Origin of the sequence: Kitasatospora sp. NBC_00315, from assembly GCF_041435095.1 — a bacterium.
Taxonomy (GTDB): Bacteria; Actinomycetota; Actinomycetes; order Streptomycetales; family Streptomycetaceae; genus Kitasatospora.
Window position 1 is genome coordinate 5,138,709 of record NZ_CP108025.1, and the last position, 18,954, is coordinate 5,157,662.

Annotated in this window: 18 protein-coding genes and 2 pseudogenes; 11 read left to right on the forward strand and 9 right to left on the reverse strand. The window is 71.6% G+C overall.

The features are described from left to right. Positions 1-3: 3 nt before the first annotated feature. From OG823_RS21345 to OG823_RS21355, 3 genes are all read left to right on the forward strand, one after another. Positions 4-1,095 (forward strand): 5-(carboxyamino)imidazole ribonucleotide synthase, encoded by a 1,092-nt coding sequence (locus OG823_RS21345; RefSeq protein WP_371481174.1) that lies wholly within the window; start codon positions 4-6, stop codon positions 1,093-1,095. Next, entirely contained in the window at positions 1,092-1,619 is a 528-nt protein-coding gene (gene purE, locus OG823_RS21350; protein ID WP_371481175.1) for a 5-(carboxyamino)imidazole ribonucleotide mutase, read from the forward strand. The genes OG823_RS21345 and purE overlap by 4 nt, the downstream gene beginning before the upstream one ends. A 103-nt stretch (positions 1,620-1,722) precedes the next feature. Continuing rightward, complete coding sequence (locus OG823_RS21355) at positions 1,723-2,934, forward strand: dipeptidase (protein ID WP_371481176.1); 1,212 nt, start codon at positions 1,723-1,725, stop codon at positions 2,932-2,934. A gap of 65 nt (positions 2,935-2,999) precedes the next feature. On the opposite strand, the pseudogene OG823_RS21360 reads toward OG823_RS21355, so the two are convergent. The 3 genes and pseudogenes from OG823_RS21360 to OG823_RS21370 all read right to left on the reverse strand — a co-directional run. Beyond that, positions 3,000-3,431 (reverse strand): annotated as a pseudogene (locus OG823_RS21360) (Uma2 family endonuclease); the annotation flags it as partial. 83 nt (positions 3,432-3,514) lie between these two features. Next, complete coding sequence (locus OG823_RS21365; RefSeq protein ID WP_371484758.1) at positions 3,515-3,829, reverse strand: hypothetical protein; 315 nt, start codon at positions 3,827-3,829, stop codon at positions 3,515-3,517. A gap of 220 nt (positions 3,830-4,049) precedes the next feature. Further along, positions 4,050-4,631: pseudogene (locus tag OG823_RS21370) on the reverse strand (ATP-binding protein); the annotation flags it as partial. Between the two features lie 123 nt (positions 4,632-4,754). Here OG823_RS21370 and OG823_RS21375 point away from each other — a divergent pair. The 3 genes from OG823_RS21375 to OG823_RS21385 all read left to right on the forward strand — a co-directional run bounded on the left by OG823_RS21375 (position 4,755) and on the right by OG823_RS21385 (position 6,273). Further along, entirely contained in the window at positions 4,755-5,597 is an 843-nt protein-coding gene (locus OG823_RS21375) for a helix-turn-helix domain-containing protein (RefSeq protein ID WP_371481177.1), read from the forward strand. A 32-nt stretch (positions 5,598-5,629) separates the two neighbouring features. After that, the gene (locus OG823_RS21380) at positions 5,630-5,818 is read left to right on the forward strand and encodes a DUF397 domain-containing protein (RefSeq protein ID WP_371481178.1); all 189 of its coding nucleotides are present in this window, start codon (positions 5,630-5,632) and stop codon (positions 5,816-5,818) included. Between the two features lie 227 nt (positions 5,819-6,045). Beyond that, positions 6,046-6,273, forward strand: coding sequence for a DUF397 domain-containing protein (locus OG823_RS21385; protein WP_371481179.1), 228 nt, complete (start codon positions 6,046-6,048; stop codon positions 6,271-6,273). 120 nt (positions 6,274-6,393) lie between these two features. Here the strand turns inward: OG823_RS21385 and OG823_RS21390 are convergent, their stop codons facing one another. The 3 genes from OG823_RS21390 to OG823_RS21400 form a co-directional block, all read right to left on the reverse strand. After that, positions 6,394-6,627 (reverse strand): DUF397 domain-containing protein, encoded by a 234-nt coding sequence (locus OG823_RS21390; RefSeq protein ID WP_371481180.1) that lies wholly within the window; start codon positions 6,625-6,627, stop codon positions 6,394-6,396. Beyond that, complete coding sequence (locus tag OG823_RS21395; RefSeq protein ID WP_371481181.1) at positions 6,624-7,061, reverse strand: CoA-binding protein; 438 nt, start codon at positions 7,059-7,061, stop codon at positions 6,624-6,626. Before OG823_RS21395 ends, OG823_RS21390 begins: the two co-directional genes overlap by 4 nt. A 161-nt stretch (positions 7,062-7,222) precedes the next feature. Then, positions 7,223-8,560 (reverse strand): UDP-glucose/GDP-mannose dehydrogenase family protein, encoded by a 1,338-nt coding sequence (locus tag OG823_RS21400; protein WP_371481182.1) that lies wholly within the window; start codon positions 8,558-8,560, stop codon positions 7,223-7,225. A gap of 407 nt (positions 8,561-8,967) precedes the next feature. Here OG823_RS21400 and OG823_RS21405 point away from each other — a divergent pair, with 407 nt between their 5' ends. Further along, positions 8,968-10,146 (forward strand): acyl-CoA dehydrogenase family protein, encoded by a 1,179-nt coding sequence (locus tag OG823_RS21405; RefSeq protein WP_371481183.1) that lies wholly within the window; start codon positions 8,968-8,970, stop codon positions 10,144-10,146. An 85-nt stretch (positions 10,147-10,231) separates the two neighbouring features. On the opposite strand, the gene OG823_RS21410 is transcribed toward OG823_RS21405, so the two are convergent. Continuing rightward, complete coding sequence (locus OG823_RS21410; RefSeq protein WP_371484589.1) at positions 10,232-11,380, reverse strand: IS30 family transposase; 1,149 nt, start codon at positions 11,378-11,380, stop codon at positions 10,232-10,234. A gap of 170 nt (positions 11,381-11,550) precedes the next feature. After that, a complete protein-coding gene (locus OG823_RS21415) occupies positions 11,551-12,915 on the reverse strand; it encodes an LCP family protein (RefSeq protein WP_371481184.1) in 1,365 nt (454 codons plus the stop codon). 159 nt (positions 12,916-13,074) lie between these two features. On the opposite strand from OG823_RS21415, the gene OG823_RS21420 reads away from it, so the two are divergent. From OG823_RS21420 to OG823_RS21435, 4 genes are all read left to right on the forward strand, one after another. Next, positions 13,075-13,152: a putative leader peptide gene (locus OG823_RS21420; protein ID WP_354536922.1), complete on the forward strand. Its 78-nt coding sequence runs from the start codon at positions 13,075-13,077 to the stop codon at positions 13,150-13,152. Positions 13,153-13,296: 144 nt separating this feature from the next. Further along, on the forward strand, positions 13,297-13,851 hold the full coding sequence (gene ssuE / locus OG823_RS21425) for an NADPH-dependent FMN reductase (RefSeq protein WP_371481185.1): 555 nt from the start codon (positions 13,297-13,299) through the stop codon (positions 13,849-13,851). A gap of 344 nt (positions 13,852-14,195) precedes the next feature. Then, entirely contained in the window at positions 14,196-14,927 is a 732-nt protein-coding gene (locus OG823_RS21430) for an ABC transporter ATP-binding protein (RefSeq protein WP_371484591.1), read from the forward strand. A gap of 18 nt (positions 14,928-14,945) precedes the next feature. Next, positions 14,946-17,516, forward strand: a complete 2,571-nt coding sequence (locus tag OG823_RS21435) for an ABC transporter permease (protein WP_371481186.1) — start codon at positions 14,946-14,948, stop codon at positions 17,514-17,516. A gap of 210 nt (positions 17,517-17,726) precedes the next feature. Here the strand turns inward: OG823_RS21435 and OG823_RS21440 are convergent, their stop codons facing one another. Continuing rightward, the gene (locus OG823_RS21440; protein ID WP_371481187.1) at positions 17,727-18,914 is read right to left on the reverse strand and encodes an LCP family protein; all 1,188 of its coding nucleotides are present in this window, start codon (positions 18,912-18,914) and stop codon (positions 17,727-17,729) included. Positions 18,915-18,954: the final 40 nt, after the last annotated feature.

The window sequence follows — 18,954 nt, forward strand, 5'->3', positions numbered from 1 at the left end:
CGCATGATGCACCAGGCGGGGATCCCGCTCGGCGTCAGGTTCAAGCTCCTCGCCGACACTCCGCAGGACTCCGCCGCGCAGGTGGTCTCCGACGTCGTCCTCGGCGACTACCGCGACCTCGACACCCTGCGCCGTTTCGCGGCCGACTGCGACGTGATCACCTTCGATCACGAGCACGTCCCGACCGAGCACCTCCGGGCGCTGCAGGCCGACGGCATCGCGGTGCGGCCCGGACCGGACGCCCTGGTCAACGCCCAGGACAAGGGCGTCATGCGGGCGAAGCTGGACTCGATCGGCGTCCCCTGCCCGCGCCACCGGCTGGTCGCCGACCCGGCCGACGTCACCGCGTTCGCCCGGGAGGGCGACGGCTACCCGGTCGTCCTGAAGACGGTGCGCGGCGGCTACGACGGCAAGGGCGTCTGGGTGGTCGACGACGAGGAGCAGGCGCACGCGCCGTTCCTGGCCGGGGTGCCCGTACTGGCCGAGGAGAAGGTCGACTTCCTGCGCGAGCTCGCCGCCGCCGTGGTGCGCTCGCCCAGCGGCCAGGCCGTGGCGTACCCGGTGGTCGAGAGCGTCCAGGAGAACGGCGTCTGCGCCGAGGTCACCGCGCCCGCGCCCGGCCTCGCCCCGGAGCTGGCCGCCGAGGCCCAGGCGCTCGCCCTGCGGATCGCCGGCGACCTCGACATCACCGGCCACCTCGCGGTCGAGCTGTTCCAGACCCGCGACGGCCGGATCCTGGTCAACGAGCTGGCCATGCGCCCGCACAACTCCGGCCACTGGACCCAGGACGGCTCCGTCACCTCGCAGTTCGAGAACCACCTGCGGGCGGTGCTGGACCTCCCGCTCGGGGACCCGCGGCCGCGCGCCCGGTGGACCGTGATGGTCAACGTCCTCGGCGGCGACTACCCGGACATGTACCACGCCTTCCTGCACTGCATGGCCCGCGATCCCGGCCTGCGGATCCACATGTACGGCAAGGACGTGAAGCCCGGCCGCAAGGTCGGCCACGTCAACGTCTTCGGGGACGACCTCGACGACGTCCGCGAGCGCGCCCGCCACGCGGCCGCCTACCTGCGAGGGACCATCACCGAATGAGCACTTCCCCCATCGTCGGCATCGTCATGGGCTCGGACTCCGACTGGCCCGTGATGGAGGCCGCCGCGCAGGCGCTCGACGAGTTCGAGATCCCGTACGAGGTCGACGTCGTCTCCGCGCACCGGATGCCGCGCGAGATGGTCGCGTACGGCGAGAACGCCCATACCCGGGGCCTCAAGGCGATCATCGCGGGCGCCGGCGGCGCCGCCCACCTGCCGGGCATGCTCGCCTCCGTCACCCCCCTGCCGGTGATCGGCGTCCCGGTGCCGCTGCGCTACCTGGACGGCATGGACAGCCTGATGTCCATCGTGCAGATGCCGGCGGGCGTTCCGGTCGCCACCGTCTCGATCGCCGGCGCCCGCAACGCCGGGCTGCTCGCGGTCCGGATGCTCGCCGCGTTCGACCCCGAGCTGACCGAGCGGATGACCGACTTCCAGGCCGAGCTGAACGGCCAGGCCACCGAGAAGGGCAAGAAGCTGCGCGCCAAGGTCGCCGGCTCCGGCTCCTTCGGGTTCGGCAAGTAGGCACCCGGGGGCGCGCCGCGCGCCGGAGGCCGTACGTTTCGGCGCGTAACACGTTCGGCAAGTGCCGCTCCGCGGGACGGGTCGCCGGGATACAAGTGGTCGTATGACCTCCGAGTTGACCAGCGACCTGATCGATCGTGCGAAAGCCCTGCTGCGCGAGGCCCCGGTGGTGGACGGCCACAACGACCTCCCCTGGGCGATGCGACACCACGTCGGTTACGACCTCGACGCCATCGACCTGACGGCCGACCAGAGCGGCCGGCTGCACACCGACCTCGCCCGCCTGGCAGCGGGCGGGGTCGGCGCGCAGTTCTGGTCGGTCTTCGTCCGCTCCGACTGGGCCGGGGACCACGCGGTCAGCGCCACCCTGGAGCAGATGGACTTCGTCCGGGCCCTGATCGACCGTCACCCCGACCGGCTGCGGCTCGCCCTCACCGCGGACGACATGGAGACGGCCCGCGCCGAGGGCCGGATCGCCTCCCTGATGGGCGCCGAGGGCGGGCACAGCATCGACTGCTCGCTCGCCACCCTGCGGGCCCTGCACCGGCTCGGCGTGCGGTACATGACGCTCACCCACAATGACAGCCTGCCCTGGGCCGACGCCGCGACGGACGCGCCGAAGGCAGGCGGCCTCACCCGCTTCGGCGAGGAGGTCGTCCACGAGATGAACCGCCTCGGCATGCTGGTCGACCTCTCGCACGTCTCCGCCGACACCATGCGCGACGCCCTGCGGGTGACCGAGGCGCCGGTGCTCTTCTCGCACTCCTCCGCCCGCGCCGTCTGCGACCACCCCCGCAACATCCCGGACGACGTCCTGGCCCTGCTCCCCGGCAACGGCGGCGTCGCGATGGCCACCTTCGTCCCGCAGTTCGTGCTGCCCGCCGCCGCCGAGTGGAGCGCCGCCGCCGACGAGAACATGCGGGCGCACGGCTTCCACCCGTTCGAGAGCACCCCCGCCGCGACGGAGTGCCAGCACGCCTTCGCGGCCCTTCACCCGCGCCCGATCGCCACCACCGCGACCGTCGCCGACCACCTCGACCACATGCGGGAGGTCGCGGGCATCGACCACCTCGGCATCGGCGGCGACTTCGACGGGGTCGCCTTCCTCCCGGAGGGCCTGGACGACGTCTCCGGCTACCCCAACCTGATCGCCGAACTCCTGCGCCGGAACTGGTCGCAGGCCGACCTCGCCAAGCTCACCTGGCACAACGCCGTCCGTGTGCTGCGCGCCGCCGAGGACGTCGCCCGCGAACTCCAGCGGACCAGGGAGCCGTCCATCGCCACCATCGAGCAGCTGGACGGCGCCAAGGGCTGACACGGGTCCCGTACGCCTGCCCGAGGCGGCCCTCCCGCCGGCGGGAGGGCCGCCGGGCTCCGGCGTCAGAACCCGCCGGTGTCGAGGACCAGGCCGAAGGGCTCGGGCAGGCGTACGGGAGCGCCGAAGGGGTGCGGCCCCTCCACCCGGGTGTACCCGAGCTCTCCCGGCCGGGAGAACAGCGTGCAGGTGCGCTCCTGCCGGTCCACGAGCAGGTGGAGCTGGGCGCCGTACTGGGAGTACCTGCGGCGCTTCGCCGTACGGTCGGTGTCGCTGTTCGAGGGAGAGGTCACCTCGACCACCAGGACGGTCCGGTCCGGCAGCAGGGCGCCCTCGGTCTTCGCCAGCGCGGCCGGCACCACCGCGAGATCCGGGACGTGGAAGTTCTGTGTCCCGGGCAGGTCGAGATTGCCGGAGCCCGCCCGCAGGCCCAGTTCGCGCATCCGGGGGCCGATCTGTTCGCGGATCAGATCGGCGGCGTTCTCGTGTGCCCATGAGGTGGTGCGTGCGACATGGGGCCGGATGTGGAAATCATGCCCCGTGTCGCACCCGCCGCGAGGCCACCGGCGCGAGGGTCCCGCTACCCGGTGGGGGCCCGCGCCTCCGGCGGTGGCCCGACCGGGCGGACCCACACCGCGTGCACGCGATCCTCCATCCGGAACGAGAGGGCGAGTTCGCCGTCCTGCTCGATGTACCCGGCGACGTGCTCCGCCGCGTTGGGCCGGGTGAGGAAGTACTGGTACGCGTCGTACTGCTGCGCGCCCAGCGGCAGGGCGCGCAGCGAACTCCACAGCGCGGCCAGGGCGTCCGGGAGGCGGGTGAACGTCGCGGGGAGGGTGACGTCCTCGATCTCCACCGTGAACGCGCTCGGGTTGCCGATCGTCCGCCTGGTCACGCGGCGCCCCCGACGGCCCGGCGGCCACGACGCACCGGGTGCGCGCCGAGGTCGCCGACGCCCGGCCGGGGCCGCATGGCGCGGATCCGCCGGTCGAGTACGTGCGGGCGCCGTCGCCGAGCCCGCCGGTGACCGGCTCGGCGACGGGACGCGGGGCGCAGAGGGCACGCAGGCGGGCGGCGGCGCACTCCGACATCCGCACCGCGACCCAGGTCTTCTTGCCGCAGTTCAGCCGGATGCTGCCCCGCCGCAGGGCGAGCGCGTCGACCAGGAGCAGCCCCCGCCCGCCCTCGTCGTCCGCCCCGGGTTCCTGCGGCTGCGGCTCGGCCGGGTTGGCGTCCTCGACGGTGATGACCAGGGTGCCGTCCTCGGTCGCGATCAGCTCGACCGTGGTCGTGGCCGTCTTGCCGTAGCGGACCGCATTGGTCACCAGTTCGGAGACCAGCAGTTCGATGACCGAGCGGTCATCCGGATCCAAGGCGCCGATCCATGAGCCGAGTTGGGCCACCGTCAGTCTTCGGGCGACGGCGACGGACGACTCGGCGGCGGTGAGACGGAAGCGGTTCTGAGGCATGGCGGGATCCCTTCGGGCCAGTACTGCGGATGTGGTCGGCCCTTCGCGGAGCAGTCGAGGCTGCGGGCGGCTCGACGGGTGCTCGACTCCAGTCGGACGATCGCTCAAGTGCGCGGATCGCATGGCTGATGAGGCTAGGCATGTCGCGCTGGACGACATGAGCGTCACGCTGAGCGCCCGTCTCGTCGCTCTCAGGATGGAGCCTGATGCGATGTCAGTGCAACTCATGTCGAGGAAATATGAAAACTTTCATTCTGAATCTGAAGGTGCCTCGCCAGGGCTCACCATGCTGGTGGCGGAGCATCCGACGAGACGTGCACACTGGTCCGAACAGGCAGGAGGGGCGAGCGGATGGCAGCAGTACCGGCCGTGCGGTATCGACGCATCGCGGGTGAGCTCAGGAAGTTGCGAGAGCTCAAGGGCTTGTCGGCCGAGGAGGTCGTGGCCGGCGTCGGCGGCATCAACCTGGTGAAGCTGAGCAGATACGAGAACGCCCGGGTCCAGCTCAAGCCCGAGGTGGTACGCGCGCTTCTGGACTTCTACGGCTGCGACGAGGAGCTCAAGGAAGTCCTGGTCGAGATCCTCAAGGAGAAGCGGCGGCCCGGCTGGGTCGCGGGCTACGACCAGCTGAACCCGCTCTACACCGATCTGATCCGGCTCGAAGAGACGGCGATCAGCAACAAGTCGTACGAGGTGTCCTTCATCCCTGGGCTATTCCAGACCCGGGGCTACGCTCACGCCATCATCTCGATGGGCGTGATCAAGACGTCCAGCGTGGAGGAACGGGTTGAGGTCCGGCTCGCCCGTCAGTCGGTTCTGACCCGCGCGGAGAACCCGCTGAAGGTCTGGGCGGTCATCCACGAATCAGCGTTGAGCATGGGTGCGGGCGAGGGCGTGATGGCCGACCAACTCGACAAGTTGATTCACCTGAGCCGCTATCCGAACGTCAAGATTCAGATCATGCCGATGGTGGCACCACCGAACCCCGGGATGAGCGGGCCGTTTGCCCTGCTGGAGTTCCGGCAGCGGGATCTGGACCTGGTCCTGCTGAGCGGAATGCTCGGCGGCAACTGGGTCGAGGATCCGGACCATGTGGACGTCTACCGAGCAGCCTTCGACGAGATCATTGCAACCGCGCTGGATCTCGACCAGTCGCTCGGCCTCATCAAAGAGAAGAGAGAACAGCTCAAGTGAATCCGTCCTTCCCCGCCGCTTCCGCCCTCCCTGTGCAGTGGCGGAAGGCGAGCGCCAGTGACCCCAACGACAACTGTGTCGAGTGCGGCGCCCTGGGCGCCGGCACTGTCGTCCGCGACAGCAAGCACCCCGATGGCCCCGCGCACCGATATCCGGCCGCCGTCTTCGCGGACTTCGCGAGTGCTGTCGGCGCCGGTGCGTTGGTGCCCGTCGGCACCTGATCGGTCGAGGTCGGGATTCGCCCGGGCTCGCACGTGCGGGCTCCGGCGGCCCCTGCTGCTGTCCGCGGCTACTGCCGGTCAGGCCGATGGGCCTCGGGCCGATTTCGGTGGGGCGGCCGGGCACTGCTGTGCATCTGAGCCCCCAGTCCCTCGCCCCGGGAGTTCCGGCAGCGCTGTCCAGGTAAGTCGCTGCCCAGCCTTCAGTAACGAGAAGAGAGGCAAGATCAATGACCTACTACCGCAACGCTGACGCCACCGGGTTCGACTTCCGCGCCTCCACCTACAGCGGCGGCAACAGTGAGAATTGTGTGCAGTGTGCAGCGGGCGCCCCCGGTGAGACCGCAGTCCGCGACAGCAAGGACCCCGGCGGTCCTGCGCACCGCTACCCCGCCGCCCTCTTCGCGGACTTCGCGCGCGCGGTCGGCGCCGGTTCGCTCTCGGCTGTGGGCGGCTGACTCTGCAGGACGCGGCGGTGGTCCGGCACCCGTCCGGGTGCCGGACCACCGGCTGTGGGCTGCGCGCCGTCGGCGAACCGGCGCGGGAGGACCGCTCTGCGCGGGAAGGAGCCGACCGGCCTACGGCTGGTAGTCGAGGTCGAACTCGCCGTCCTGGGCGCCGAGTCGGAAGGCCTCCCACTCGCCCTCGGTGAAGACCAGCACCGGGCCGTCCGGGTCGGCGCCGTTGCGCATCGCGATGTACTCGCCGACGAAGGCGACCTGGGGGCCGTCCGTCTGGCCGGGTGCGCCCAGCCAGACGGCGTCGGTGACGTCGAGGACGGGCTTCGCCGAGGGCTTCGGGGTGTCGGTCACGAGCTTGCACTCCAGGGTCGTCGGTCGAGCAGCGGGATCTCGATCGCGGGGCAGCGGTTCATGACCATCGCCAACCCGGCGTCCGTGGTGCGACGGTAGGCGGCTTCGTCGACGACGTCCAGCTGGAACCAGACCGCCTTGGCGCCGACGGCCACCGCTTCGTCGGCCACCGCTCCGGCAAGCGAGGAGTTCACGAAGACGTCCACCACGTCGACCGGGAACGGGACGTCCGCGAGGGAGGCGTACCCCTGCTCGCCGAGCACGGTCTCCGCCTTGGGGTGCACGGGGACGATCCGCTTGCCGTACCGCTGGAGCACCCGGGCCACCCCGTACGCGGCCCGGGCGGTGTTGCTGGACAGGCCCACCACCGCCCACACGTCACCGGTGCCGGTCAGGATCTCGCGGACGTCCGCGTCGCTTCCGTACGTCGTCATGACTGCTGCAACCGGCGGGCGGCGGCCGCCATTCCGGCGCTCCGCCGTTCGGGTGCAGCCGCCCGACCGGCAGCGCGTCCGGCCCGGCCGCGGAGCGCCGGGTCGACTCCGCGCTTCCTCCCGTCGCCGGTCATCGCCGGCTGTGGCGGGGAGGACACTGCCTAGCTGGGCCGCCCCATCGCGCGGTACGTCCAGCCGGCCGCGCGCCAGGCCGCGCCGTCGAGCACGTTGCGGCCGTCCAGCAGGCGGCGCTCGGCGACGACGGTACCGAGCTCCGCCGGATCCAGCTCGCGGAACTCCTGCCACTCGGTGAGGTGCAGGACGACGTGGGCGCCCTGGGCGGCCTCCAACGGGCTGTCGGCGTACGCCAGGCTGGGGAACATCTTCCGGGCGTTGTCCATCGCCTTGGGGTCGTAGACGGTGACCTGGGCGCCCTGGAGCTGGATCTGCGCGGCGACGTTGAGCGCGGGGGAGTCGCGGATGTCGTCCGAGTTGGGCTTGAAGGCGGCGCCGAGGACGGCCACCTGGCGGCCGAGGAAGCCGCCGCCGCACTGCTCACGGGTCAGCTCGACCATCCGGGAGCGGCGCCGCATGTTGATCGAGTCGACCTCGCGCAGGAAGGTCAGCGCCTGGTCGGCGCCGAGCTCGCCGGCCCTGGCCATGAAGGCGCGGATGTCCTTGGGCAGGCAGCCGCCGCCGAAGCCGAGGCCGGCGTTGAGGAACTTGCCGCCGATCCGCTCGTCGTAGGAGAGGGCCTTGCTGAGCTGGGTGACGTCGGCGCCGGCGCTCTCGCAGACCTCGGCCATCGCGTTGATGAACGAGATCTTGGTGGCGAGGAAGGAGTTGGCGGCCGCCTTGACCAGTTCGGCGGTGGCGAAGTCGGTGACCACGAACGGCACGCCCTGGCCGATCGGCGTCGCGTACACCTCGCGCAGCAGCTGCTCGGCCCGCTCGGTGCGGGTGCCGACCACGATCCGGTCCGGGTGCAGGGTGTCGCCGACGGCGAAGCCCTCGCGCAGGAACTCCGGGTTCCAGGCCAGCTCGGCGCCCTCACCGGCGGGCGCCAGCGCGGCCAGCCGCTCGGCGAGGCGGCTCGCGCTGCCGACCGGGACGGTGGACTTGCCGACCACCAGGGTGGGCCGGGTCAGGTACGGCGCGATCGAGTCGAGGGCGGCGTCGACGTAGCTCATGTCCGCCGCGAACTCGCCCTTGCGCTGCGGGGTGTTGACGCAGATGAAGTGGACGTCGCCGAACTCGGCGGCCTCCTGCGGCGAGGTGGTGAAGCGCAGCCGCCCGCTGGAACCCTCGTGCCCGGCCACGTGCTTGAGCAGCAACTCGGAGAGTCCCGGCTCGTACATCGGGATCCGCCCCGCGGTCAGCGTGGCGATCTTCTCCGGGTCGATGTCCAGGCCGAGCACCTCGAAGCCGAACTCCGCCATGCAGGCGGCGTGCGTGGCGCCGAGGTAGCCGGTGCCGATCACTGAGATTCGGAGGGCCACGGGTTCCCCTTTGCGGAATGTCGGACGTGCCGGACCGGTCGGGCGCTGCCGGCTGCGGCGGGGCGCAAGCACCGATGCTATCCGGCCGTGGAAGCGCCCTGTCCCCTCGCGTCCGGACCGGCCGTTCCCACCTGTTCGGCGCCCTGTTCGGCGCCCTGCTCGGTGCCCTGTCCGGCGCCTTCCCCCGGGCGCGGGCGGGTGCTCGGGGCCCGGGTGCCCGCACAGGGGGTGCGGGCCCGTCCTGGCCGGTACCCCGCGGACGGCGCGCGGGCACCGGGGCGCGCCGGGGGCGTTCCGGGCCCGCTCCCGGCACTCTCCGTGTCGCGCATGTCACGTCGGGGCTGGGCAGGGCGCAACCCTAGACTTAGGATCTACTTAACGGTCATTAACCAGACGAGCGAGGCATCATGGCGAGCGGCGCAGGAGCGGACTTCGACCTCTTCCGGACCACCGAGGAGCACGAGATGCTCCGGGAGGCGGTGCGCTCGCTGGCCGAGGCGAAGATCGCGCCGTTCGCGGCGGACGTGGACGAGCAGGGCCGGTTCCCGGACGAGGCGTTGGAGGCGTTGCGGGGGAGTGACCTGCACGCGGTGCATGTGCCGGAGGAGTACGGCGGTGCGGGTGCGGACGCGCTGGCGACGGTCATCGTGATCGAGGAGGTCGCGCGGGTGTGCGCGTCGTCCTCGTTGATCCCGGCGGTCAACAAGCTCGGCTCGCTGCCGGTGCAGTTGTCCGGTTCGGAGGAGCTCAAGCGCAGGTACCTGGGTGCGCTGGCCCGTGGGGAGGGGATGTTCTCCTACTGCCTGTCCGAGCCGGACGCGGGTTCGGACGCCGCCGGGATGAAGACCCGTGCGGTGCGCGACGGTGACTTCTGGGTCCTCAACGGCGTCAAGCGGTGGATCACCAACGCCGGCGTCTCCGAGTTCTACACGGTGATGGCCGTCACCGATCCGCAGAAGCGCTCGCGCGGCATCTCGGCGTTCGTGGTGGAGAAGGGCGACGAGGGCGTGTCCTTCGGCGCGCCGGAGAAGAAGCTCGGCATCAAGGGCTCCCCGACCCGCGAGGTCTACTTCGACAACGTCCGCATTCCCGCCGACCGGATGATCGGCGAGGAGGGCACCGGCTTCGCCACCGCGATGAAGACCCTCGACCACACCCGGGTGACCATCGCCGCGCAGGCCCTGGGCATCGCCCAGGGCGCGCTGGACTACGCCGCCGGCTACGTCAAGGAGCGCAAGCAGTTCGGCAAGCCGATCGGCGAGTTCCAGGGCGTGCAGTTCATGCTCGCCGACATGGCGATGAAGCTGGAGGCGGCACGCCAGCTGACCTACGCCGCCGCCGCCCGCTCCCAGCGCAGCTCCGGCGGAGGCGGCGAGGAGTCCCTCACCTTCTTCGGCGCCGCCGCCAAGTGCTTCGCCTCCGACGCCGCGATGGAGATCACCACCGACGCCGTCCAGCTCCTCGGCGGCTACGGCTACACCCGCGACTACCCCCTGGAGCGGATGATGCGCGACGCCAAGATCACCCAGATCTACGAGGGCACCAACCAGATCCAGCGCATCGTCATGGCCCGCAACCTCCCCTAGACCCACCCGGCACCGGCACCGACACACCACGAAGCCCCCGACGCCCGAGCGGCGGATTCTTGGGGTCCTCGCAACACCTGATGACCTATGCGGTCGTCAGTAGATCACGCAGGCGCTCGGCTGGAGTTTTCCAGCCGAGCGTTTTGCGTGGCCGGCCGTTGAGTTGCTGGGCGACGTGTTCGAGGTCTTCGGGGCTGTGCACGGACAGGTCGGTGCTCTTGGGGAAGTACTGCCGTAGCAGGCCGTTGGTGTTCTCGTTCGATCCGCGCTGCCAGGGGGAGTGCGGATCGCAGAAGTAGACCGGTACTCCCGTGGCGACGGTGAACTGCTTGTGCGCTGCCATCTCGCAGCCCTGGTCCCAGGTCAGTGAGCCGCGTAGGTGCTCGGGCAGTGTCTGGATCAAGGGCACCAGCACGTCGCGGACCTCCGCGGCGGTGTGCCCGCCGGGCAGGTGCCCGAGCATGACGTAGCGGGTGGAGCGCTCGACCAGGGTCACGATCGCGCTCTCGCTGCGGGGGCCGACGATCAGATCGCCCTCCCAGTGGCCGGGCACCGCCCGGTCCTCGACCTCGGCAGGCCGCTCGGAGATCATCACCATCTCGTCGACGAACCGGCGGGTGCGCTGCTCGGGGCTGCGGTGCGGCTTGCGGCGGGTTCGGCCGGTGCGCAGTGCGAGTGCGACCTCGCGTCGCAGCCCGCCACGTGCCTGGACGTAGATCGCCTGGTAGATCGTCTCCGGACTCACCCGCATGCTCTCGTCGTCGGGGAACTCGATGACCAGAGCGTGACAGATCTGCTCGGGCGACCACCGCTCCCGCAGCTTGCCCGCGACGAACTCGCGCAGCGAACCCGCCCGGGCGAGCTTGGACTCCTTGGGGCGCGACCGGCTTCCCGCCCATGCCCGCTGGGCCCGGTGCGGCCGGTAGACGCCGTCGACCGCACGGGTGTCGATCTCGCGCTTGACGGTGGAGGCCGGCCGGCCCAGGGCCCGCCCGATCGCCCGCAGCGACCGGCCCTCCCGACGCATGTCGGCGATCAGCTCCCGCTCGCCCACCGTCAGGAACCGTGGGTGCAGTCCGGCCTCGACGACCTGCACGGCGGCGTCCTGCCGTCGCACCCCGGCCGCGCGAAGCCGGTCGTACTCCGCCCGCCCCGGGTGCCCGTCCCTTCCCGGCTTCCCACGGCCACGGACACCGGCCTTCCGCGCCCACCCGGCCGCCGTGTGACGGCTCACCCCGACTGCCCGGGCCGCACCCGTGACACTGCCGTTCTCCCGGTCCAGCGCCTCGAAGAACCTCGCCTTCAAGCCCTCAAAATCCACGATCCCCGCAACTCCCTGAATCCAGGGTGTTGCGGGGATCGCTAGAACCCGCCAGCAGGGCGGCGGGGGCTTCGTGGTGGGCGCTACTTCGTCTCGGGCACCGCGGTGTCGTTGCGGAAGGCGTCGAAGACCTGCTTGGCCTTGGCGGCGTCCCACTTCACGGCGGACTCGCCGGTCGAGGTGCGGAAGTCGGGGTTGCTGATCGGGACGGTGATGCTCCGGCCGCCGCCGCCGTTGACGTCCTTCATGGCGAGGAAGAGCGATCCGAGGTCGGTGAGACCCGCGTCGCTGTCCACGATCAGGGTGCCGAGGCCCGAGCTCACCAGCGGGTAGAAGGTGAACGGGTTGAGCACGGTGGCCGGCGAGGCGGCCTGCTTGGCGAGAGCGCCGAGGAACTTCTGCTGGTTGCGCATCCGGCCGAGGTCCTGGTCGGCCATCTGGTGGCGCTGGCGGACGAAGGCGAGCGCCTGGGTGCCGGTGAGGGTCTGGCAGCCGGCCTTCAGGTCGAGGCCGGAGTCCTTGTCCTGGACGGCCTGGTCGATGCACATGTCGACGCCGCCGACAGAGTCCACGATGCCCACGAAGCCGGCGAAGCCGATCTCCGCGTAGTGGTCGATGCGGATGCCGGTGTTGGTCTCCACGGTCTGCGCGAGCAGCTTGCCGCCGCCGTTGGCGAAGGCCGAGTTGATCTTCGAGGTGGTGGCCTTGACCTGCTTGCCGCCGTCGGTGGCGTGCGCCGGGATCGGCACCCAGGAGTCACGCGGGATGCTCATCAGCGTGTTCCCGTGGTCCCCGATGTGCAGCACCATCATCGAGTCGCTGCGCTTGCCGCCGGCGTGCCCGGTGTGGAGGTCCTCCTCCTGCGAGTCGCTGAGACCGTCGCGGCTGTCCGAGCCGACGATCAGCCAGTTGGTGCCCTTGCCGGCGGCCGGGCGCCCCGGGTAGTCGGCCAGCACGTTCTCGTGGTTGAGCTTGGAGTCGGCCCAGAACCAGGTGCCGACCGAGGTCAGCATCATGGCGATCAGCAGGGCGAAGACCGTCACCTTGATCTTGCGGCGGCGCGGCCAGCGGGACCGGGCGGCGGACGGCTGCGCGCCGCCCGGGCCTATCGGTCCGCCGGGCGTACCGGGGCGCTGCGGCGGCACCGACGCGGGCCGCGGCGGCTCGACGCCGCCGCTCTGCGCGGGCGACCGCCCCGCCCCGGCGGCCGGACCGTACGACGGCGGCGGTCCGTACCCGCCCGGTGCCTGCTCCCCCTGGGCCCCGGCCGGTCCGTACCCGCCGGACTGTCCCTGCCCGGCGGGCCTCGCGGCCCCCGGACCGCGCGGGTTCAGCGCGGCCGGCAGCGGCGGCTCGGCTCCCGCGCCGCCGCCCTGCCCGTACGCGCCCCCGCGCTCGCCGTACGCGCCACCGCCGCCGCCCGGGCGGCCCTCCTGCCACGTGTTCATGTGGGAGAGGATGCCCGATCCGGTGGCCGCAGACTCCCCCCGGGGCCCCGACCAGGGCCCTTGTAGCCGTTTTGATGCAGAGCCCGGATCGCCCCGCCGCATGTTCACCAGCTGGAACGAACCTTGACCGGCACAACGCTGCGTGTTTGCATGAGTCCCATGGAGCAGCGATGGACCCTCACGCGTCGGCGGCACGTCGACCTTCAGCGTGTGTCCTGTTCGCTGTGTCGTGGCTGACCGCTCGCCACCGTTCAACCCTCTAGCACCCCCCTCCTCCCCGCTGTCCGGGCGCCGTCGGCCATGAGCCGCCGACGGGCCGAGGCGCGGTTCCGCTCTCCGTTCGGCGCCCCCACGGCGCCGCCCTGCCCCGAGGTGAACTCCATGGCCGTCGTCCTGTCCGTCTCCGGTTCCCCGTCCCGTACCTCCCGCACCACCAAGCTGCTGCGGCACGTCGACGCGAGGCTGACCGCCCGCGGCCACGAGGTGATCCCCTTCGAGGTGCGCAGCCTGCCCGCCGAGGCGCTGCTCTCCGGGGACACCTCGCACCCCGCGATAGCCGCCGCGCTGGAGCTGTTCGCCCAGGCGGACGGCGTGGTGATCGGCACCCCCGTGTACAAGGCCGCCTACTCGGGGCTGCTGAAGACGCTGCTGGACGTGCTGCCGCAGTACGCGCTCACCGGCAAGGCCGTCCTGCCGCTGGCCACCGGCGGCTCCGCCGCGCACGTGCTCGCGGTGGACTACGCGCTGCGTCCGGTGCTCAGCTCGATGGGTGCGGGACACGTCACCCAGGGCTGGTTCGTGCTGGACCGCCACATCACCGTCGGGGACGACGGCGTCACCGTGATCGAGCGGGAGACCGACGTGCTGCTCACGCCGGTGGTGGACGGCTTCGCCACGGCGCTGGAGCGACGGGTGGAGCCGGCCCTGGCGCGCTGACGGGCGGTCACCGGTCGTTCGCCGACGCCGGCGGACCCTGATCCGGGCGGCGGGGTCCCCTAGGGGGAGGGGCCCCGCTCCCCGTACATCCACGGTTGGGCGGCTTCCTCCCGGCGGATGACGATCCGGTCTTCCGGCGCTCCTAACGTGGTCCTTATCCCCGCTCGTACAGCACGAGGGTGGGGCTACCCCCCGGTCCGATACACCCCCTGTCTCCATGTCGGAGACCTGGTGGTGACGGACAGACTCGGGGGCGACGGGCGGGCCCACATCTTGAGGAGAATCCAGTGACGACGGCAGCAGCGGCCGTGTACGACCCCCAGATCCCCGGCGGTGCCTCCGCCGTGGCGGCCAGCGCGCGGCAGGTGACCAAGGCCTACGGCGCCGGGGAGACCCGGGTCACCGCGCTGGACGCGGTCGACGTGGACATCCAGAGCGGCAGGTTCACCGCGATCATGGGCCCCTCGGGCTCCGGCAAGTCGACCCTGATGCACTGCCTGGCAGGGCTGGACACCGTCTCCGAGGGCCGGATCTGGATCGGTGACACCGAGATCACCGGTCTCAAGGACAAGCAGCTGACCAAGCTGCGCCGCGACAAGATCGGCTTCATCTTCCAGGCGTTCAACCTGCTCCCCACGCTCAACGCGCTGGAGAACATCACCCTGCCGATGGACATCGCCGGCCGCCGGCCCGACACCGCCTGGCTCGACCAGGTGGTGCAGACCGTCGGCCTGGCCGACCGGCTCAAGCACCGCCCGACCCAGCTCTCCGGCGGCCAGCAGCAGCGCGTGGCCGTGGCCCGTGCGCTGGCCGCCCGCCCCGAGATCATCTTCGGGGACGAGCCGACCGGGAACCTCGACTCCCGCTCCGGCTCCGAGGTGCTGACCTTCCTGCGCCGCTCGGTGGACGAGCTGGGCCAGACCATCGTGATGGTCACCCACGACCCGGTCGCCGCGAGCTACGCCGACCGCGTGCTGTTCCTCGCCGACGGCGTGATCGTCGACGAGATGCACGCCCCGACCGCCGACTCCGTCCTCGAACGCATGCGCCGTTTCGACGGCAAGCGCACCAGCTGAGCCGGGGGAAACGGACCGATGCTTCTCAAGACCTCACTACGGACCTTCTTCGCCCACAAGGGGCGCATGGTCCTCTCGCTGATCGCCGTCGTCCTGTCGGTTGCCTTCGTCTCCGGCACCCTGGTCTTCTCCAACACCGCCACCGGCACCTTCGACCGGCTGTTCGCCTCGACCGCCTCCGACATCTCCGTCCAGCAGGCGCCCGTCATGCTCAACGGCAAGGAACTGCGCGACCCCGGCAAGGTGCTGACCGTCCCGGTCGACACCGCCGCCAAGGTCGCCGCCCTGCCGGGCGTCAAGAGCGCGGTCGGCCAGGTGTTCACCAACGACGCCACCCTGGTGAACCCGGCCACCAACAAGGCCGTCGGCCCGACCAGCGGCGCTCCGACCATCACCGGCAACTGGGCCGAGACACCGCGCAACTCGGTGGAGATCACCTCGGGCCAGGCGCCCAGGGGCGACCGCGCGATCATGCTGGACGCCGACACCGCGAAGAAGGCCGGCCTCGGCCTCGGCAGCCCGCTGCGGGTCATCACCGCCGGCGGGAACCACGACTTCACCATCTCCGGGATCGTCACCTTCAAGACCACCAACCCCGGTGCGGCGCTGGCCTTCATGGACACCGAGACCGCCCAGAAGGACCTGATCGGCGCCACCGCCTACACCTCGGTCGAGGCGTACGGCGACGGCAGCCGCACCGACGAGCAGCTCAAGGCCGACGCCCTGGGCGCCTTCGGCTCCGGCTACCAGGTCAAGACCGCCCAGGAGCAGAAGGACGAGAACAACAAGGACGTCGGCTCCTTCCTGGACTTCATGAAGTACGCGATGCTCGGCTTCGCGCTGGTCTCGCTGCTGGTCGGCGGGTTCCTGATCATCAACACCTTCTCGATGCTGGTCGCCCAGCGCACCCGCGAGATCGGCCTGCTGCGCGCCATCGGCGGCAGCCGCCGGCAGGTGAACCAGTCGGTGCTGATCGAGGCGCTCTTCCTCGGCGTGCTCGGCTCGACGCTCGGCCTCGCCGCCGGGCTCGGCCTGGCCGAGGGCCTGATCCAGCTGATGAAGGCCGTCGGGATGAACCTCTCCGGCGCCGACCTGCGGATCGGTGCGAGCGTGCCGCTCGCCGCGTACGGCGTCGGCATCGTGATCACCGTGCTCGCCGCCTGGATCCCGGCCCGCCGGGCCGGCAGCATCGCGCCGATGGCCGCCCTGCGCGACCACGGCACCCCGAGCGAGGCCCGGGCCAACCGGATCCGCACCGCGCTGGGACTGCTGCTCTCCGGTGGCGGCGCGGCCCTGCTGGTGCTCGCCTCCGGCACGACGACCACCGGCACCGCGATGGAGCTGCTCGGCCTGGGCGTGCTGCTCACCCTGGTCGGCTTCGTCGTCCTCGGCCCGCTGCTGGCGACCACGGTGGTCCGGGTGCTCGGCGCGCTGCTGCCGGCCCTGTTCGGGCCCTCCGGGCGCCTTGCCCAGCGCAACGCGATGCGCAACCCGCGCCGCACCGGCGCCACCGCGGCCGCGCTGATGATCGGGCTGGCGCTGGTGATCGGGGCCTCGGTCTTCACCTCGTCCGCGGTGGCCTCCACCAACGCCCAGGTCGACAAGTCGGTCGGCGCCGACTACGTCGTCAACGGCGGCCGCGCCGGTCTCACCCCGGCCATGCTGGACGCGATCAAGGGCACCCCCGGACTGGCGCACGTCAGCGAGCAGAAGTCCCTGGCCGCCGTCTTCACCACCCCGGACGGGAAGATCACCGAGGCCGGGGTGCTCGCCGTCTCGCCGACCTTCGTGCAGGACTTCACGATCGAGGCGAAGGCCGGCCGGGCCGAGGCGATCAACCAGGGCACGCTCTCGGTCGGCGAGGACTTCGCCAAGGAGCACGGCCTCAAGCTCGGCGACCGGATCACGGTCGACTACGGGCAGGGCCGCACCCAGTCCCTGCCGGTCGGCCTGGTCACCGCCAAGGGCAACTCGCTCTTCGACGGCGCCTACTTCACCGGCCTCGACACCGTCGCCCAGGTCGTGCCCGCCGCCGACCTGCCCCGGGACGAGCAGGCGTACGGCAAGGCCGCGCCGGGGGCCGACGTCGCGAAGACGCTCGCCGCCCTGCAGGACTCCCTCAAGGAGTACCCGCAGCTGATCGTCCAGGACCGGGCCGGCTACAAGGAGATCGTCCAGGGGCAGATCAACCAGCTGCTCTACATGATCTACGGCCTGCTCGGGCTGGCGATCGTGGTCGCGGTGCTCGGTGTGGTCAACACCCTGGCGCTGTCGGTGGTCGAGCGCACCCGCGAGATCGGCCTGCTGCGGGCGATCGGCCTCTCCCGCCGCCAGCTGCGCCGGATGATCCGCCTGGAGTCGGTGGTGATCGCGGTCTTCGGAGCCGTGCTCGGCACCGTGCTCGGCCTGGCCTGGGGCGTCACCATGCAGAAGGTGCTGGCGGGCCACGGCCTGGCCACCCTCTCCGTGCCGACCGGCACCATCGTGGGCACGCTGCTCGCCTCGGCGCTGATCGGCCTGCTCGCCGCCCTCGTCCCGGCCTTCCGGGCGGGCCGGATGAACGTCCTGGCGGCCATCGCCACGGACTGACGGACCCGGAGCGGCAGGAACCGGGGGACGGGGGGAACCGGGGAACCGGGGGACGGCAGGAACCGGGGGAACGGGGGAACGGGGGAACGGAGGGGCCGGGTGCGCGCACCCGGCCCCTCCGGCGTTGCGCCAGCCGCCAGCCGCCAGCCGCCACCCGCCAGCCGTGCTCCCGCGGTGGCCGTCCGGTCCGAGGCCCGTTCCCGGGCCCGGTCAGGGGCAGCCGATCTCGTCGCCGTTGGCGGCGCTGACCGTGGCCGCGGCGGCCGGGACGGGGGCGGCCGCGGGGCTCCCTCCGGCGGTCGCCTGGTCGCCGTCCGGTGCGGGCGCGGTCGCCGCGCTGCGGGGAGCGGCGGCGGGAGTACCGGGCGGCCGCGCGGTGAGCGGGCGGCCGGCCCGGACGGCGTCGAACAGGGCCTTGGCTCCGGCCTGGTCCCACAGCACGGTCGAACCCCAGCCGTTCACCGGGTGGTCCAGCACCGCCAGCGGCACCGTCGCGAAGTCGGCGCTCGCGGCGGACAGCGCCTTCAGTCGGGTCGCCAGGGTCAGCATGTCGTCGGTGCCGAGGCCCTTGTCGGCCTTCACCGAGCCCAGCACGCTGTCGGTCAGCCGCGCCAGCTTGGCGGGGTTCAGCAGGGTGCCCGTACTGGTGGCCCGGTGCAGCAGCTCGGCGACGAACTTCTGCTGCCGGTGCATCCGCCCGAGGTCCGAACTGCCGTCCACGTGCCGGGCCCGGACGTACTTCAGCGCACCGGCGCCGTCCAGGGTGCTGGTGCCGGCCGGCAGGTCCAGGCCGGAGTAGTCGTCCTTGAGCGGCTTGGCCGTGCAGACCTGGACACCGCCCAGCGCGTCCACCGCGCTGACGAATCCGGTGAAGTCGAGCTGGAGGTAGTGGTCGATCCGCACCCCGGTGTTCTGTTCGACGGTCTGCACGGTCAGCGGGGCCCCGCCCATGCCGTAGGCGGCGTTGATCTTCCCCTTGCCGGCCGGCACCTGCCTGCGGGTCGCCGGGTCCTGGTGCGCCGGGATGTCGACGTAGGAGTCGCGCGGAATGCTGACCACGCTGGCCCGGCCGCCGTCCCCGGCCAGCTGGACGATCATCATCGTGTCCGTGCAGTGGCAGGGTTCGCCGCCCGCGTGCAGGACGTTCTTCAGGGTGTTCTCGGGAATGCCCTCCCGGTCGTCGGTGCCGACCACCAGGAAGGTGGTCGCCCCGTCGTCGGCCGGGCGGGCCCGGTCGCCGCTGAAGACGTCCACCCGGTCTATCGAGGAGCCGACGCGGTTCAGCGCCACCCAGCCGCCGCCCGAGGTGGCCAGGACGGCGAACGCGGCCCCGCCGGCCAGCCGGCGGGCCCAGCGCCGGCGGGGCCGGGCAGCAGGGGAGAAGGAGGACGGGGGCATCTCTCGGATGGTAGGGGTGCGTCCGGTCGGGTGGGGCGGG

What these genes read in the sequence shown, in the direction of transcription:
- OG823_RS21345 (WP_371481174.1), top strand. Translation starts at nt 4, where the DNA reads ATGATGCACCAGGCGGGGATCCCGCTCGGCGTCAGGTTCAAGCTCCTC.
- OG823_RS21375 (WP_371481177.1), top strand. Translation starts at nt 4,755, where the DNA reads ATGGCAGCAGTACCGGCCGTGCGGTATCGACGCATCGCGGGTGAGCTC.
- OG823_RS21415 (WP_371481184.1), bottom strand. Translation starts at nt 12,915, where the DNA reads ATGAACACGTGGCAGGAGGGCCGCCCGGGCGGCGGCGGTGGCGCGTAC.
- OG823_RS21440 (WP_371481187.1), bottom strand. Translation starts at nt 18,914, where the DNA reads ATGCCCCCGTCCTCCTTCTCCCCTGCTGCCCGGCCCCGCCGGCGCTGG.
- ssuE (WP_371481185.1), top strand. Translation starts at nt 13,297, where the DNA reads ATGGCCGTCGTCCTGTCCGTCTCCGGTTCCCCGTCCCGTACCTCCCGC.
- OG823_RS21420 (WP_354536922.1), top strand. Translation starts at nt 13,075, where the DNA reads ATGGAGCAGCGATGGACCCTCACGCGTCGGCGGCACGTCGACCTTCAG.
- OG823_RS21355 (WP_371481176.1), top strand. Translation starts at nt 1,723, where the DNA reads ATGACCTCCGAGTTGACCAGCGACCTGATCGATCGTGCGAAAGCCCTG.
- OG823_RS21405 (WP_371481183.1), top strand. Translation starts at nt 8,968, where the DNA reads ATGGCGAGCGGCGCAGGAGCGGACTTCGACCTCTTCCGGACCACCGAG.
- OG823_RS21435 (WP_371481186.1), top strand. Translation starts at nt 14,946, where the DNA reads ATGCTTCTCAAGACCTCACTACGGACCTTCTTCGCCCACAAGGGGCGC.
- OG823_RS21395 (WP_371481181.1), bottom strand. Translation starts at nt 7,061, where the DNA reads ATGACGACGTACGGAAGCGACGCGGACGTCCGCGAGATCCTGACCGGC.
- purE (WP_371481175.1), top strand. Translation starts at nt 1,092, where the DNA reads ATGAGCACTTCCCCCATCGTCGGCATCGTCATGGGCTCGGACTCCGAC.
- OG823_RS21385 (WP_371481179.1), top strand. Translation starts at nt 6,046, where the DNA reads ATGACCTACTACCGCAACGCTGACGCCACCGGGTTCGACTTCCGCGCC.